Here is a 15,334-nt window from a genome sequence, read left to right as displayed (position 1 = left end):
GGCGAGCTGGGTTATCGCGTGCGATAGCCCAGCGTTTTTGATAGCCCCAGCCCGGCGTCCATCAACATCTGGCGATAGGTCGCCAGCTCGCTATCGCTTACGCGTGAGGTGAGGGTGGAAAGGCTGAGTGCGGCAATGACGCGCGATTCATGATTCCATACCGGTACCGCTATGCAACGCACACCTTGTTCGTTTTCTTCGTTATCACTTGCGTAGAGGTTTTGGCGGGTTTGCGCCAGCGCCGCCAGCATTGCGGCGCGGTCAGTGATGGTGGAGGGTGTAAAGCGTGTGAATGGGTACCCTTCCAGCAACGCGGCGAGTTCTTCGTTGTCCAGCCAGGCCAGTAATACTTTGCCGATAGCGGTGGCATGTACGGGCAGTCGGCGGCCAATTCGTGAATAGGCAATCGCGGCCTGTTTGCCTTCGATTTTCTCGATGTAGATACCTTCGTTACCGTCCAGAATACCCAGATGGGTGGTTTGCCCGGTCTCCTGCGAAAGTACCGTCAGCCAACTTTTCGCCTTCTGACGAATATCCATCGTGCTAACCACAAAATGCCCGCGTTCGACCAGTTTCATCCCGAGGCAGTATTTACCGTTTTCCGGGTTCTGATCGATATAGCCGTGGAGTTGCAGGGTTTTGAGAAGAGAATGGAGGGTGCTTTTGCTCAATCCCATCTGTTTACTGATTTCGGTGATTTTGAGTTCCGTTGACTGCTCATTAAACAAGTCGAGGATCTGCAAAGCACGTTCAACAGACTGAATTATTGGCATAATTTATTACCGTCCACGAAGGGTTCTCCTCGTGTGACCGTACTATTTTCGGGGGGGAAAAGCAATGCCGAATGGCGGCCTTAAACACTGCGCCATCCGGTAACGCAACTTACTGGCTTAACGTCGCCACCATTACCGCTTTGATGGTGTGCATACGGTTTTCTGCCTGATCAAAGACAATGCTTGCCGCAGACTCAAATACCTCATCGGTGACTTCCATACCGCCATGCAAACCATACTCCTGTGCCATTTTCTTACCGAGGGTGGTCTGGTCATCGTGGAACGCGGGCAGACAGTGGAGGAATTTCACCTGCGGGTTACCGGTTAGCGCCATCATCGCGCTATTCACCTGATATTCACGTAGCAGCGCGATACGCTCAGCCCACTTCTCTTTGGCTTCCCCCATCGACACCCACACATCGGTATAGATAAAGTCAGCGCCTTTCACGCCTGCCGAAATCTCTTCGGTCAGTGTGATATTACCGCCGTTTTTCTGCGCCATCGCCTTGCATTCCGCCACAAGGGACGCGTCCGGCCAGCAGGAGGTTGGCGCAACCAAACGTAAATTCAGCCCCGTTAATGCCGCCGCTTCCAGCATCGAATTGCCCATGTTGTTACGCGCATCGCCTGCATACACCAGCGTCATTTCATTGAACGCTTTGCCCGGCAGATGCTCCTGCATGGTCAGCAGATCAGCCAGTAATTGCGTCGGGTGAAATTCATTGGTCAGGCCGTTCCACACCGGCACACCGGCATACGCCGCCAGCGTTTCGACAATCTCCTGGCCGTAGCCGCGATACTGTATGCCGTCGTAGATGCGGCCCAGCACGCGCGCGGTATCTTTGATAGATTCTTTATGGCCAATCTGGCTGCCGCTGGGGCCGAGGTATGTCACGCGGGCGCCTTGATCGTATGCGGCAACTTCGAAAGAGCATCGGGTACGGGTCGAGTCTTTTTCGAAGATGAGCGCGATATTTTTACCGGTCAGTTTTGGTGTTTCGTTACCGTTTTTCTTATCGGTTTTCAGCTGCGCGGCGAGTTGCAGCAGAGTGGTAAGTTCAGCAGAGGTGAAATCAAGCAATTTCAAGAAATGCTTCTGATAAAACGCAGACATGGTTCCCTCACATGGTTAAGACCACTTGTTGAATTAAAATTCAATTTATATGGATGATTATTCATTTGCAACCCTGTTTAACAAATCTTTGCTGGAAAGGTGGAGGCAATGTCAGCGGTATGTGACAATAAGAGTATCGGCAGGACATTATGAGGAATCAGCCATGGCAAACCCGGAACTACTGGAAGAGCAGCGTGAAGAGACGCGCTTGATTATTGAAGAATTACTCGAGGATGGCAGCGATCCCGACGCGCTGTACACCATTGAGCATCACCTTTCCGCAGATGACTTCGAAACGCTGGAGAAAGCTGCAGTAGAAGCGTTCAAACTCGGCTATGAAGTGACCGAGCCGGAAGAGCTGGAAGTGGAAGAGGGCGACACGGTCATTTGCTGCGACATCCTCAGCGAATGCGCGCTGAACGCTGAGATCATCGACGCTCAGGTTGAACAATTGATGAATCTGGCAGAGAAGTTTGAAGTGGAATACGACGGCTGGGGAACGTACTTTGAAGACCCTAACGGCGAAGACGGCGACGATGAAGATTTCGTCGACGAAGACGACGACGGTGTGCGCCACTAAGTTCCAGATGCTATACGGTACGACAGCGCCTGCTGTCGTACCTTAATGACAGGTTACCAATGGATTACCCGCAAATACTCTCTCCGGTTCTCTCTTTTCTGCAATGCCCAACGCCAAAGGCGTGGCTCGATAAAGCCCGCGATCCGGCGAATCTCCCGCTGCTGTTAACTGACCACCTGGTGTGTGAGCTGAAAGCCGCGCAAACGGCGATGCTGCTGGTGCGTAAATATGTTGCGGATAAACAGGGGGCTGATGCGTTGCTCGCCTGGCTACAACCCTACGAAGCGTTTGCCTTCCGTGAAGGGCCGGAGCCTGATTTCGTCGCCCTGCATAAGCAGATCGGCAAAAGCGCGATGCCGCAGACCGACGACCCGTGGGGGCAGGCGTTGATCGACAGCATGGTGCTGCTGATCAAAGAGGAGTTGCATCACTTCTGGCAGGTGCGCGAGGCCATGACCGCGCGCCAGATCCCGTATGTGAAGATCACTGCCAGCCGCTATGCCAAAGGGATGCTGAAAGAGGTGCGTACCCACGAGCCGCTGACGCTGATTGATAAGCTGATTTGCGGGGCGTATATCGAGGCGCGTTCCTGCGAGCGTTTTGCCGCGCTGGCACCGTATCTTGATGAGCCGTTGCAGAAGTTTTATCTCTCGTTGCTGCGTTCAGAAGCGCGTCACTATCAGGATTACCTGGCGCTGGCGCAGCAGGTGTCGAAAGTGGATATCACGCCGCGCGTTCGCTTCTTTGGTGAAGTGGAGGCGGCGTTAATCACCTCGCCGGACGATGAGTTTCGTTTTCACAGCGGTGTGCCGATGTGATTGTCTGCCCGATAGGCGTACTGCGTCGGGCAAACTTACAGACCTTTCAGCATCCGCACTTCGCAATCCACATGTCCGGTGCAGCCCAGCGGTTCGCTGATGTGCTCAAAGCCTAAATGTTCATACAGGCCGATGGCTTCACGCAGAAACGCGGTGGTTTCCAGATAGCAGCGTTTGAAGCCCTGTTCGCGGGCGTGATCGAGCGCCATTAGCGCCAGTTTCTTCGCCAGCCCCTGGCCGCGTACCGTCGACAGAAAATACATCTTCTGCAATTCACAAATATCCGGTTCGCTACAGGAAAGTGGCGCAATACCGCCGCCGCCCACCACGCGACCATTTTGCTCTACCACCCAATACGCGTGGCCAGGCTGGCTGTAAAGCTGGTACAGCTCATCCAGATTCGGATCGGCAACGGTATAGCCTTTGTCGGCGGTCAGGCCGTATTCGGCAGAGACCTGACGGATGACGCTGGCCACCGCGGGATTATCGTCAGCGGTGATCAGGCGCAGGGTCGCCGCGACCGGAGATATAACACTCATAGCGAAACTCGAAATAAATAGTGACAGATATACGCAGTTAATAACACCGCAGGGCAGGGGAGTGCAAGAGAGGATAATTCAGGAACGAATGTATTGTGCGCCTGATAAAGCGCACAATACATGGATATTGCAACGGACTGTAGTCCGGGTAAGCGTATCGCCACCCGGCATTTGATTACAGCGCGGCGATAACCGCCTGCTGCTCAACCAGTTTCGCTTTCGCTTCCGCGTAACCGTCCAGCTTCTCACGCTCTTTGGCGATCACCGCTTCCGGTGCGCGCGCCACAAAGCCTTCGTTAGACAGTTTGTTTTCGATGCGGCTGATTTCGCCTTCGATTTTCGCCACTTCTTTCGCCAGACGCGCCAGCTCATCTTCTTTGTTGATGAGGCCAGCCATCGGGATCAGCAGCTCAGCGCCGTCGATGATTTTGGTCACGGATACCGGACCTTTGTCATCGGTTGGCAGCACGGTGATGCTCTCCAGACGCGCCAGGTTCAGCAGGAAGCCACGGTTGTCGTTCACACGACGCTCCGCGTCCTGGCTGCAACCGCGCAGCAGAAGTTCCAGCGGTTTGCCCGGGGCGATGTTCATTTCCGCACGGATGTTACGTACCGCAATGATCGCCTGTTTCAGCCACTCGGTGTCAGACGCCGCCGCTTCATCAACCTGAGACGCATCGTACTGTGGGAACGGCTGCAGCATGATGGTGTCGGCGGTGATGCCGCAAATCACTTTCACGCGCTGCCAGATGGTTTCCGTGATGAACGGGATGATCGGGTGCGCGAGGCGCAGCAGACCTTCCAGCACGGTCACCAGAGTATGGCGAGTGCCGCGCAGTTCAGACTCAGAACCCCCGTTCATCACCGGCTTGGTCAACTCCAGATACCAGTCGCAGAACTGGTTCCAGGTGAACTCGTACAGGATGCCTGCAGCGATATCGAAGCGGTAGTTATCCAGCGCTTCGCGGTAGGCTTTGATGGTCTGGTTGAATTCCGCCAGGATCCAGCGATCTGCCAGCGACAGGGTCATTTCGCCGCCGTTGAAGCCGCAATCCTGCTCTTCGGTGTTCATCAGCACAAAGCGGCTGGCGTTCCACAGTTTGTTACAGAAGTTACGGTAACCCTCCAGGCGCTTCATATCCCAGTTGATATCGCGACCGGTAGAGGCAAGTGCGGCCAGGGTGAAGCGCAGGGCGTCGGTGCCGTGTGGCTCGATGCCGTCCGGGAACTGCTTCTCGGTGCGCTTACGGATTTTCTCCGCCAGCTGCGGCTGCATCATGTTGCCGGTACGTTTCTCCAGCAGGTCTGCCAGGGAAATGCCGTCGACCATATCCAGCGGGTCAATAACGTTGCCCTTGGATTTGGACATCTTCTGGCCTTCGTCGTCACGAATCAGACCGGTCATGTAGACGGTATGGAACGGAACCTGCGGCTTGCCGTTTTCATCTTTGATGAAGTGCATGGTCATCATGATCATGCGGGCAATCCAGAAGAAGATGATGTCGAAGCCGGAGACCATTACGCTGGATGGGTGGAACTGACGCAAGGCGTCGGTGTTTTCCGGCCAGCCGAGAGTGGAGAAGGTCCACAGCGCGGAGGAGAACCAGGTATCGAGAACGTCTTCGTCCTGACGAAGCGCAATGTCGGCACTCAGGTTGTTTTCCTTCCGCACTTCGTCTTCGGTGCGACCCACGTAGACGTTGCCTTCGTTGTCGTACCATGCAGGGATACGGTGACCCCACCACAGCTGACGGGAGATACACCAGTCCTGAATATCACGCATCCAGGAGAAATACATGTTTTCGTACTGCTTCGGCACGAACTGAATGTCGCCGTTCTCAACCGCTTCAACCGCCGGTTTCGCCAGCACGTCAGCACGCACGTACCACTGGTCGGTCAGCATCGGTTCGATAACCACGCCGCCACGGTCGCCGTAAGGAACGGTCAGGTCGTGCGGTTTAATCTCTTCCAGCAGGCCGAGCGCGTCAACGGCAGCCACCACCGCTTTACGGGCGGCAAAGCGCTCCAGATTCTGGAACTCCGCCGGGATGTCGCTGGCGTAGACGTCAGATTCTTCACCTTTGGTATCAAAGACCTGGGCGCTTTCACGGATGTCACCGTCAAACGTCAGGATGTTGATCATTGGCAGGGCGTGACGTTTACCGACTTCATAGTCGTTAAAGTCGTGCGCCGGGGTGATTTTCACGCAGCCGGTGCCTTTTTCCATATCGGCGTGGTCATCGCCCACAATCGGAATGCAGCGGTTTACCAGCGGCAGCACCACGAATTTGCCAATCAGATCTTTATAACGCGGATCTTCCGGGTTTACGGCCACGCCGGTATCGCCCAGCAGGGTTTCCGGACGCGTGGTAGCGACAACCAGGTAATCTTTACCGTCTGCGGTTTTCGCGCCGTCGGCCAGCGGATAGCGGATGTGCCACATCGAGCCTTTAGACTCGCGGTTTTCCACTTCCAGGTCAGAGATGGCGGTGCGCAGTTTCGGGTCCCAGTTGACCAGGCGTTTACCACGGTAAATCAGGTCTTCTTTGTAGAGGCGTACGAAGACTTCTTTCACGGCATTGGAAAGACCTTCGTCCATGGTGAAGCGCTCGCGCTCCCAGTCCACGGAGTTACCGAGACGGCGCATCTGACGGGTAATGGTGCCGCCGGATTCCGCTTTCCACTGCCAGATTTTGTCGATGAACGCGTCGCGTCCGTAATCGTGACGGGTTTTACCTTCTTCAGCGGCAATCTTGCGCTCAACCACCATCTGGGTGGCGATACCGGCATGGTCGGTCCCCGCCTGCCAGAGGGTGTTTTTACCCTGCATGCGCTGGTAGCGGATCATGGTATCCATGATGGTTTGCTGGAAGGCGTGACCCATATGCAAACTGCCGGTGACGTTCGGCGGCGGGATCATGATGCAGAAGGATTCTTTACTTTCATCACCGTTTGGCTTGAAGTAGCCCTGCTGTTCCCAGTGCTCGTAAAGCGGCTGTTCGATATCTTGTGGGTTGTATGTCTTTTCCATTATTTCCAGGTTGCCGTATTCAGGTTAAAACCAGCCACGCGGTAGGCTTTGTAGCGTTCACGCGCCAGTTGTTTCAGAGAATCTTCGTAAGGAACGAAGTCTATCACTTCTGTGAAAGCGGTGGCAAAATCTGCAAAGTTTGTTCGCAGGCTGATCAAGATATCCCGCGGGCTGCTGTTGCGTTTTTGCGGCCAGGCAATTTCAACCGGCGCGCCGCCTCTTGGGCCTTCACCCGCCAGATTATGTGGAACAAAACGGTCAGCCGGTCTTGCCCACAGCGCTTCATCCAGACGAATGGCCTGCTGCTCATCTTCACAGGCAATCAGCACGCGCTTGCCACTGCGCCAACGTTCTGCGGCAACGTCGCACACCAGTTGTTCGACAGCGCTTAAGCCATCGACGGTGGTGTCGTTGTCCAGAATGTAGAACGTTGCATTCTTCATATATGGGGTTTCTTGTTGTGGATTTAAACGTATTGCCCGGTGGCGCTGCGCTTACCGGGCCTACGGTATCGTCACGTTGTAGGCCGGGTAAGGCGAAGCCGCCACCCGGCATTTAACATCACTCTTCGCCGTTAAACCCGGCGCGGTTCAGCAGGAACTGCGACAGCAACGCGACCGGACGACCGGTTGCACCTTTCGCTTTGCCGGAACGCCATGCGGTACCGGCGATATCCAGGTGCGCCCAGTTGTATTTACGGGTAAAGCGCGACAGGAAGCAGCCTGCGGTGATTGCCCCGCCAGGACGCCCGCCGATGTTGGCCATATCCGCAAAGTTAGACTCCAGTTGCTCCTGGAACTCATCGCCCAGCGGCAGACGCCATGCGCGGTCACCCGCTTGCTCGGACGCGCTAATGAGCTCGTGCGCCAGCGGATTATGGTTCGACATCAAACCGGTGATGTGATGGCCCAGCGCAATCACGCAAGCCCCGGTCAGGGTCGCCACGTCAATCACCGCTTCTGGCTCAAAACGCTCAACGTAGGTTAATACGTCGCACAGCACCAGACGGCCTTCGGCATCGGTGTTCAGCACTTCAACGGTCTGACCGGACATGGTGGTCAACACGTCGCCCGGACGATAAGCTCGCCCGCCCGGCATGTTTTCACAGCCCGCCAGCACACCGATGACGTTAATCGGCAACTGCAGTTCCGCCACCATGCGCATCACGCCGTACACTGCCGCCGCGCCGCACATGTCGTACTTCATCTCGTCCATACCTTCGGCAGGCTTGATGGAGATACCACCGGAGTCAAAGGTCAGCCCTTTACCAACCAGTACGATCGGGCGTACGTCTTCGGACGGATTGCCTTTGTATTCGATAACCGACATCAGCGATTCGTTTTGCGAACCGTTGCCCACCGCAAGGTAGGAGTGCATGCCCAGCTCTTTCATCTGCTGTTCGCCGATGACGCGGGTAATGACGTTTTTGCTGTAGGAATCTGCCAGCTGACGCGCCTGCGAAGCCAGATAACCGGCGTTGCAGATGTTTGGCGGCATATTGCCAAGATCTTTTGCTGCCTTGATACCGGCGGCAATCGCCAGACCGTGCTGGATCGCGCGTTCGCCGCTGGTTAGCTCACGGCGGGTTGGCACGTTGAAGACCATTTTACGCAGCGGACGACGCGGTTCGCTTTTGTTGGTTTTCAGTTGATCAAAACTGTACAGCGTCTCTTTGGCTGTCTCGACCGCCTGGCGCACTTTCCAGTAGTTATTACGGCCTTTGACGTGCAGTTCGGTCAGGAAGCAAACGGCTTCCATTGAGCCAGTATCATTCAGTGTATTAATGGTTTTCTGAATGACCTGCTTGTACTGACGCTCATCAAGTTCGCGCTCTTTGCCACAACCAATAAGGAGAATTCGCTCGGACAAAACGTTCGGCACATGGTGCAACAATAGCGTCTGCCCCGGTTTTCCCTCCAGTTCGCCACGGCGCAGCAGTGCGCTAATGTACCCGTCGCTGATCTTATCGAGCTGTTCTGCAATCGGAGAGAGGCGACGCGGTTCAAAGACGCCCACGACGATGCAGGCACTCCGCTGTTTCTCCGGGCTACCGCTTTTTACACTGAACTCCATGCACTACACTCCTGATTCTTAAAGACAACGGCGGTGGCTACGGATAGAATTGCAAGCTTTCGTAACTCATGTCCGCTGTTGCGGTGACTTCGTGTTAATCTTAACGTTATTACGGTATTGGCACGTCAGAACAATTTTCTGAGAGGTGAATCCGTTGAGTATAATAGTCTTAGCGACGATTTCGACGACTCAAGAGAATAAATGACGTTTAAGCCATGAAACAAGCTAAAATCCTGCAAAAGACGAGTTTTTACGGGCGTATTTAAAGTGATAATCATAAGATATCTGGTACGGGAGACGCTCAAAAGCCAACTTGCGATCCTTTTCATCTTGCTTTTGATCTTCTTTTGTCAAAAGTTAGTGAGGATCCTCGGTGCGGCGGTTGACGGTGATATTCCGGCAAATCTGGTGCTCTCTCTGCTGGGGCTGGGCGTGCCTGAAATGGCGCAGCTCATTCTGCCTCTCAGCCTGTTCCTTGGGCTGCTGATGACGCTGGGCAAACTGTATACTGAAAGTGAAATTACGGTCATGCACGCCTGCGGGTTGAGCAAAGCCGTCCTGGTAAAAGCCGCCATGGTACTGGCGTTGTTTACTGGTATTGTCGCTGCGGTCAACGTCATGTGGGCGGGACCTTTATCATCTAAACATCAGGATGAAGTGCTGGCGGAGGCGAAAGCCAACCCCGGTATGGCTGCGCTTGCGCAGGGGCAATTCCAGCAGGCAACCAATGGCAGCTCGGTCCTGTTTATCGAAAGTGTCGATGGCAGCGACTTCAAAGACGTGTTTCTCGCGCAAATCCGCCCGAAAGGCAACGCCCGTCCTTCCGTGGTGGTGGCTGATTCCGGGCATTTGACGCAGCTTCGCGACGGCTCTCAGGTGGTCACCCTGAATCAAGGGACACGCTTCGAAGGGACCGCGTTGTTACGTGATTTCCGCATTACCGATTTCCAGAACTATCAGGCGATTATTGGGCATCAGGCGGTTGCGCTGGATCCCAATGATTCCGAGCAGATGGATATGCGCTCGCTGTTGTCGGCCAAAACCGATCGTGCCCGGGCGGAACTACACTGGCGCCTGACGCTGGTGTTTACCGTATTTATGATGGCGCTGATGGTCGTACCACTGAGCGTGGTGAACCCACGTCAGGGGCGCATCCTGTCAATGCTCCCGGCGATGTTGCTGTATCTGCTGTTCTTCCTTGTGCAGACCTCCCTGAAATCCAATGGTGGTAAAGGCAAACTGGACCCGGCGCTCTGGATGTGGGCGGTGAACCTGGCGTATCTGGCGTTGGCGATTGGCCTGAACTTGTGGGATACGGTGCCGGTACGCCGTCTGCGTGCCCGTTTTCTGCGTAGAGGAGCGGTGTAATGCAGCCATTTGGTGTACTTGACCGCTATATCGGTAAAACCATTTTTACCACCATCATGATGACGCTGTTCATGCTGGTGTCGCTCTCCGGCATTATTAAGTTCGTCGACCAGCTGAAAAAAGCCGGGCAGGGGAGCTACGATGCGTTGGGCGCTGGGATGTATACCCTGCTCAGCGCGCCAAAAGATGTGCAGATCTTCTTTCCGATGGCGGCGCTGTTAGGCGCGTTGCTGGGGCTGGGGATGCTGGCGCAGCGCAGCGAACTGGTGGTGATGCAGGCTTCTGGTTTCACCCGCATGCAGGTGGCGCTGTCGGTCATGAAAACGGCCATTCCACTGGTGCTGTTGACGATGGCAATTGGCGAGTGGGTTGCGCCGCAGGGCGAGCAGATGGCGCGTAACTACCGTGCTCAGCAAATGTATGGCGGCTCGTTGCTCTCTACCCAGCAAGGGTTGTGGGCAAAAGACGGCAATAACTTTGTGTATATCGAACGGGTTAAAGGCGATACGGAGCTGGGCGGGATCAGTATCTACGGTTTCAACGAGCAGCGCCGTTTGCAGTCGGTGCGTTACGCCGCTTCTGCGAAATTCGATGCTGAGCACAAAGTATGGCGTCTGTCGCAGGTCGATGAGTCCAACCTAACCAATCCGAAGCAAATCACCGGTTCGCAGACGGTGAGCGGTACCTGGAAAACCAACCTGACGCCGGACAAACTCGGTGTGGTCGCGTTAGATCCAGATGCGCTCTCCATCAGCGGCCTGCACAGCTACGTGAAGTATCTGAAGTCGAGTGGTCAGGACGCCGGACGCTACCAGCTCAATATGTGGAGTAAAGTGTTCCAGCCGCTCTCTGTGGCCGTCATGATGCTGATGGCGCTGTCGTTCATTTTCGGCCCGCTGCGTAGCGTTCCGATGGGGGCGCGTGTTGTCACCGGTATCAGCTTTGGTTTTGTCTTCTACGTGCTTGACCAGATCTTTGGTCCACTGACGCTGGTTTATGGCATTCCGCCGATTATTGGCGCGCTGTTGCCGAGCGCCTCGTTCTTCCTGATTAGCCTCTGGTTGATGCTGCGGAGATCGTAATCCTGCTACCCTCCCGTGTTACGGGAGGGTGCATGTCTCACCTTAGCGTTTTCTCCCGCCCAGTAAGCTGCCCAACATCCCGCGTATAATTTGATTGGTGACCTGACGGGCTGCGCTTTTGGCAACACTCTGTACGACACCATCACGTTTACCGCCGCGTGGCCCGGTACTGCCAAACAAAATGTCCTTCAGCCCGCCGAGAATACCCTCGTCAACCGCAACCTCTTTGCCTTTCACCATCGGGTTGTTCTGCTGTTCTGTGCTAGCCTGCACACCCTTTTGCAGCCTCTCGTAAGCGGATTCGCTATCCACCTCTTCCTCATACTTGCCGTACAGTGCAGAGTGATTGAGTAACCCGTTACGTTCGTCGTCGGTGAGTGGCCCCATCCGCGAGCAGGGCGCAATGACCATTGCGCGTTCCACCACCGACGGACTGCCTTTAGCATCAAGAAACGAGATTAGCGCTTCGCCAGTACCCAGCTCCTGAATGGCTTTTTCGGTATCAAATGCCGGATTTGCCCGCATCGTCTGCGCTGCGGTTTTCACCGCTTTCTGATCTTTCGGTGTGAAGGCGCGCAAGGCATGCTGCACGCGATTACCCAACTGCCCGAGCACGTTGTCGGGTATGTCGGACGGGTTCTGTGAGACGAACCAGACGCCAACGCCTTTTGAACGGATCAGGCGAATAACCTGCTCGATTTTATCCAACAACACCTGTGGCGCGTCGTTGAACAACAGATGCGCCTCGTCGAAGAAGAAAACCAGCTTCGGCTTCTCCAGATCGCCCGCTTCCGGCAGTTGCTCGTAAAGTTCGGAGAGCATCCAGAGCAGACTGGCGGCATACAGTTTTGGCATCTGGTAAAGTTTTTCTGCGCTGAGGATATTGATAATCCCTTTGCCGTTTGCGTCGACGCGCATCCAGTCGGTGATCTCCAGCATGGGCTCGCCAAAAAAGTGGGTCGCGCCCTGTTGCTCGAGGGTCAGCAGGCCACGCTGTATCGCCCCCACCGATGCACTACTGATATTGCCGTACTGATTCTGGAAGGATTTGGCGTTATCGCCAATGTATTGGGTAATGGCTCGCAGGTCTTTGAAATCCAGTAGCAACAGCCCCTGGTCATCGGCGATACGAAAGATAATATCAAGGACGCCGGACTGGACCTCGTTCAGATTTAGCAGGCGCGCGAGCAGTAGCGGCCCGAGATCGGAGATGGTCGCCCGCACCGGATGGCCTTTTTCGCCGAAAATATCCCACACCACCACCGGATTGGCGTGGGGCTGCCAGTCGGTGATACCGATGTTTTTTAGCCGGGTAAGCAGTTTTTCCGAGGCTACGCCCTCTTCAGCCACGCCCGTCAGATCGCCTTTCACATCCGCCATAAACACCGGAACGCCGATTTCCGACAACGACTCGGCCAGCTTTTGCAAGGTGACCGTTTTACCCGTCCCCGTCGCGCCGGTAATCAGCCCGTGACGGTTTGCCATGCCTGGCAGTAAGAACAGCTCGGTTTCTGGCGTGCGGGCAATTAACAAGGGTGCGCTCATGAGATTTCCTCCATTTATCCTGCCTGGAGTATAGGCAACCGCCGGGCGTTCCACATCGCGAAATTCCTGACTTTGCGAAGCGGATTCCGAAGAGGCAGGGATAAACGGGCGGCAAACGCCACCCGGAAGAGGGGATCAGAAGTCGGCTTTCAGCACCACGCGGTAGCGCGCTTTGCCGTCGCGAACGTGCTGGATGGCGTCGTTGATTTGCGACATTGGGAACAACTCTGTCGTCGGCGAGACCTTGCTGCGCCCGGCAAACTTCATCAGCTTGCGCAGTTCATAGGGCGTACCGGTTGCTGAACCGGAGATGCTGCGATCGCCAGCAATCAATGTAAACGCCGGAACCGGCAGCGGCTTCATCACTGCGCCGACGGTGTGAAAATGGCCGCCGTAGGCCAGAGCTTCAAAGTAGGGCTGCCAGTCGAGATCGACATTAACGGTGTTGATAATGAGATCAAACTGACCTGCCAGCGCATTTAACGCGTCTGGATCGCGACTGTTCACGACTTTATCAGCTCCCATCGCCAGCACTTCCTGCTGTTTTGACGGATTCGAGCTAAATGCGGTCACTTCACAGCCCATCGCGTGCAGTAGCTTAATGGCGATGTGCCCAAGACCGCCGATGCCGATCACCCCCACGCGACTGGTCGCGGTGATGTGGTGTATCAGCAGAGGTTTAAAGACCGTAATACCGCCGCATAACAGAGGACCTGCCGACTCAATATCGATGCTCTCCGGAAGCGGGATCACCCACTGCCAGTCTGCCCGCAGTTTCTCGGCAAAACCGCCACGGTTGAGAATGGTGGCTACGGCTCCTTCCAGGCAGTTAATCTGATTACCGCTGATACATGCATCGCAATGCCCACAGCTGCGCGCCGTCCAGCCAACGCCCACGCGCTGTCCGACCTTCAACCCTTTTTCCTGCGCTGCGCTGCCGAGCGCCGCCACGCGACCAATCACTTCATGCCCGGCAACCAGCGGATACTGAGAGAATCCCCATTCGTTGTCGATCATGGAAAGATCGGAATGGCAGATACCGCAGTAGTCGACCTGCACCTCGACATCTTCCGGCCTGAGTTCACCGGCATCATATTCGTAAAGTTCGAGTTCGCTGCCCGCCTCTTTTGCGGCATAGCTTTTTATAATGGACATCGTGTTTCCCTCGGTGGGTGTTGAACTGGAAGTGTAGAGCATGGGGGAATGGGACGCTTCAAAGAAGGGGGGGTTAAGTCGCGAGAGGAGGGGGAGAAATGTGATGAATACTGCTTTTAAACTGCGTAATGCTGAAAATTTCGACACTTAACGAGTGAGGCACACGCTGCCGCTTGCATGGTGGCGCGTGACAGGTATAATCCACAACGTTTTCCGCATACCTCTTCAGTGCCGAAGTGGCGAAATCGGTAGACGCAGTTGATTCAAAATCAACCGTAGAAATACGTGCCGGTTCGAGTCCGGCCTTCGGCACCATCGGAACATCAATAGACGTCAACGGACGTCTTTTTTTGTGTCTGAAATCCAGTATTTAGCCATCATTCCCGCTATATTAACTCTCTCAAGGTCAACCGACTTCAACGTGCATCTACCAACAGATGTTGGTACAGATGATGGTATTTCCGGTTCGATAATGCTTGTACCAACAGGGAGGGGATAAGCATGGCTCTAACAGATATCAAAGTCAGAACAGCCAAGCCAACGGATAAGCAATATAAGCTGACCGATGGCAACGGTATGCACCTTCTTGTTCATCCAAATGGCTCTAAGTACTGGCGTCTGCAGTATCGATTTGGCGGAAAGCAAAAGATGCTGGCTCTGGGTGTTTACCCTGACGTATCTCTTGCAGATGCCAGAGCTCGTCGCGATGACGCTCGTAAGCTTTTAGCAAACGGCATCGATCCGGGAGATAAAAAGAAAAATGATAAGATTGAGCAGGAGGAAGCACGTACTTTTGAGCAGCTTGCTATTGAGTGGCATGCCACAAATAAAAAGTGGTCGGAAGAACATAGTCGACGAGTGCTTAAAAGCCTGGAGGACAATCTCTTCCCTGCCATAGGTAAGCGGAATATCGCTGATCTTAAAACTAGAGACCTGCTGGCCCCAATCAAAGCGGTAGAACTGTCAGGACGGCTTGAGGTTGCTTCACGATTACAACAGCGAACCACGGCAATTATGCGCTATGCCGTACAGAGTGGTTTACTGGACTATAACCCCGCGCAGGAGATGGTTGGCGCTGTTGCTTCAAGTAACAGGCAGCATCGACCTGCTCTTCAGTTGAAGCGAATCCCAGAACTATTACGGCGCATAGATAGTTATACCGGTAGACCTCTTACTAGACTTGAAGTGGTTTACTGAATTTGGCCACCTGAACAGAGGTGATATGCTCACCTCAGAACAACACAGGTGCACCAATG

At 54.7% G+C, this 15,334-nt stretch carries 14 protein-coding genes, 1 tRNA gene and 1 pseudogene; 7 read left to right on the top strand and 9 right to left on the bottom strand.

Annotation, left to right across the window (positions count from 1 at the left end):
* Positions 1-11 precede the first annotated feature (11 nt).
* The 3 genes from AC07NP_RS17280 to argL all read right to left on the bottom strand — a co-directional run bounded on the left by AC07NP_RS17280 (position 12) and on the right by argL (position 1,952).
* Complete coding sequence (locus AC07NP_RS17280) at positions 12-773, bottom strand: IclR family transcriptional regulator (protein WP_494661202.1); 762 nt, start codon at positions 771-773, stop codon at positions 12-14.
* Positions 774-882: 109 nt separating this feature from the next.
* Positions 883-1,887, bottom strand: a complete 1,005-nt coding sequence (gene argF / locus AC07NP_RS17275) for an ornithine carbamoyltransferase (RefSeq protein ID WP_494661201.1) — start codon at positions 1,885-1,887, stop codon at positions 883-885.
* Positions 1,857-1,952: a putative translational regulatory protein ArgL gene (gene argL, locus AC07NP_RS17270; protein ID WP_494661200.1), complete on the bottom strand. Its 96-nt coding sequence runs from the start codon at positions 1,950-1,952 to the stop codon at positions 1,857-1,859. The genes argF and argL overlap by 31 nt, the downstream gene beginning before the upstream one ends.
* A 98-nt stretch (positions 1,953-2,050) precedes the next feature.
* On the opposite strand from argL, the gene rraB reads away from it, so the two are divergent.
* Complete coding sequence (gene rraB / locus AC07NP_RS17265) at positions 2,051-2,467, top strand: ribonuclease E inhibitor RraB (RefSeq protein ID WP_192610893.1); 417 nt, start codon at positions 2,051-2,053, stop codon at positions 2,465-2,467.
* A 59-nt stretch (positions 2,468-2,526) separates the two neighbouring features.
* On the top strand, positions 2,527-3,285 hold the full coding sequence (gene miaE, locus AC07NP_RS17260; protein ID WP_494661199.1) for a tRNA isopentenyl-2-thiomethyl-A-37 hydroxylase MiaE: 759 nt from the start codon (positions 2,527-2,529) through the stop codon (positions 3,283-3,285).
* A gap of 35 nt (positions 3,286-3,320) precedes the next feature.
* Here miaE and AC07NP_RS17255 read toward each other — a convergent pair whose 3' ends face one another.
* The 4 genes from AC07NP_RS17255 to pepA form a co-directional block, all read right to left on the bottom strand.
* Positions 3,321-3,824, bottom strand: coding sequence for a GNAT family N-acetyltransferase (locus AC07NP_RS17255; protein WP_203359121.1), 504 nt, complete (start codon positions 3,822-3,824; stop codon positions 3,321-3,323).
* 175 nt (positions 3,825-3,999) lie between these two features.
* Entirely contained in the window at positions 4,000-6,855 is a 2,856-nt protein-coding gene (locus AC07NP_RS17250) for a valine--tRNA ligase (RefSeq protein WP_494661198.1), read from the bottom strand.
* The gene (holC, locus tag AC07NP_RS17245; protein WP_494661197.1) at positions 6,855-7,298 is read right to left on the bottom strand and encodes a DNA polymerase III subunit chi; all 444 of its coding nucleotides are present in this window, start codon (positions 7,296-7,298) and stop codon (positions 6,855-6,857) included. The genes AC07NP_RS17250 and holC overlap by 1 nt, the downstream gene beginning before the upstream one ends.
* A 118-nt stretch (positions 7,299-7,416) precedes the next feature.
* Entirely contained in the window at positions 7,417-8,928 is a 1,512-nt protein-coding gene (gene pepA, locus AC07NP_RS17240) for a leucyl aminopeptidase (RefSeq protein ID WP_192610898.1), read from the bottom strand.
* A 154-nt stretch (positions 8,929-9,082) separates the two neighbouring features.
* Here pepA and AC07NP_RS17235 point away from each other — a divergent pair, with 154 nt between their 5' ends.
* The 3 genes from AC07NP_RS17235 (at position 9,083) to lptG (ending at position 11,378) form a co-directional block, all read left to right on the top strand.
* Positions 9,083-9,133 carry a hypothetical protein gene (locus AC07NP_RS17235; RefSeq protein WP_223307023.1) on the top strand — a complete coding sequence of 17 codons (51 nt, stop codon included), beginning with the start codon at positions 9,083-9,085 and terminating at the stop codon, positions 9,131-9,133.
* Between the two features lie 62 nt (positions 9,134-9,195).
* On the top strand, positions 9,196-10,296 hold the full coding sequence (gene lptF, locus AC07NP_RS17230) for an LPS export ABC transporter permease LptF (protein ID WP_494661196.1): 1,101 nt from the start codon (positions 9,196-9,198) through the stop codon (positions 10,294-10,296).
* Complete coding sequence (gene lptG, locus AC07NP_RS17225; protein WP_203359116.1) at positions 10,296-11,378, top strand: LPS export ABC transporter permease LptG; 1,083 nt, start codon at positions 10,296-10,298, stop codon at positions 11,376-11,378. Before lptF ends, lptG begins: the two co-directional genes overlap by 1 nt.
* 42 nt (positions 11,379-11,420) lie before the next feature.
* Here the strand turns inward: lptG and AC07NP_RS17220 are convergent, their stop codons facing one another.
* Both AC07NP_RS17220 and ahr read right to left on the bottom strand, forming a co-directional pair.
* Positions 11,421-12,923, bottom strand: a complete 1,503-nt coding sequence (locus AC07NP_RS17220; RefSeq protein WP_494661195.1) for a helicase HerA-like C-terminal domain-containing protein — start codon at positions 12,921-12,923, stop codon at positions 11,421-11,423.
* Between the two features lie 135 nt (positions 12,924-13,058).
* The gene (gene ahr / locus AC07NP_RS17215) at positions 13,059-14,078 is read right to left on the bottom strand and encodes an NADPH-dependent aldehyde reductase Ahr (RefSeq protein WP_494661194.1); all 1,020 of its coding nucleotides are present in this window, start codon (positions 14,076-14,078) and stop codon (positions 13,059-13,061) included.
* 230 nt (positions 14,079-14,308) lie between these two features.
* On the opposite strand from ahr, the gene AC07NP_RS17210 reads away from it, so the two are divergent.
* Together AC07NP_RS17210 and AC07NP_RS17205 are read left to right on the top strand one after the other, a co-directional pair.
* A tRNA-Leu gene (locus AC07NP_RS17210) sits at positions 14,309-14,393 on the top strand.
* Positions 14,394-14,579: 186 nt separating this feature from the next.
* Positions 14,580-15,266 (top strand): annotated as a pseudogene (locus AC07NP_RS17205) (tyrosine-type recombinase/integrase); the annotation flags it as partial.
* Positions 15,267-15,334: the final 68 nt, after the last annotated feature.

The sequence above is a fragment of the Citrobacter sp. GW821-FHT07H02 genome (genome assembly GCF_059418505.1).
The sequence above is the reverse complement of the archived record's forward strand: the minus strand, read 5'-3'. Positions and strand labels throughout refer to the sequence as shown.

Coding starts and splice junctions, on each gene's coding strand:
- AC07NP_RS17280 (WP_494661202.1), bottom strand. CDS start 773: ATGCCAATAATTCAGTCTGTTGAACGTGCTTTGCAGATCCTCGACTTG.
- argF (WP_494661201.1), bottom strand. CDS start 1,887: ATGTCTGCGTTTTATCAGAAGCATTTCTTGAAATTGCTTGATTTCACC.
- argL (WP_494661200.1), bottom strand. CDS start 1,952: ATGAATAATCATCCATATAAATTGAATTTTAATTCAACAAGTGGTCTT.
- rraB (WP_192610893.1), top strand. CDS start 2,051: ATGGCAAACCCGGAACTACTGGAAGAGCAGCGTGAAGAGACGCGCTTG.
- miaE (WP_494661199.1), top strand. CDS start 2,527: ATGGATTACCCGCAAATACTCTCTCCGGTTCTCTCTTTTCTGCAATGC.
- AC07NP_RS17255 (WP_203359121.1), bottom strand. CDS start 3,824: ATGAGTGTTATATCTCCGGTCGCGGCGACCCTGCGCCTGATCACCGCT.
- AC07NP_RS17250 (WP_494661198.1), bottom strand. CDS start 6,855: ATGGAAAAGACATACAACCCACAAGATATCGAACAGCCGCTTTACGAG.
- holC (WP_494661197.1), bottom strand. CDS start 7,298: ATGAAGAATGCAACGTTCTACATTCTGGACAACGACACCACCGTCGAT.
- pepA (WP_192610898.1), bottom strand. CDS start 8,928: ATGGAGTTCAGTGTAAAAAGCGGTAGCCCGGAGAAACAGCGGAGTGCC.
- lptG (WP_203359116.1), top strand. CDS start 10,296: ATGCAGCCATTTGGTGTACTTGACCGCTATATCGGTAAAACCATTTTT.
- AC07NP_RS17220 (WP_494661195.1), bottom strand. CDS start 12,923: ATGAGCGCACCCTTGTTAATTGCCCGCACGCCAGAAACCGAGCTGTTC.
- ahr (WP_494661194.1), bottom strand. CDS start 14,078: ATGTCCATTATAAAAAGCTATGCCGCAAAAGAGGCGGGCAGCGAACTC.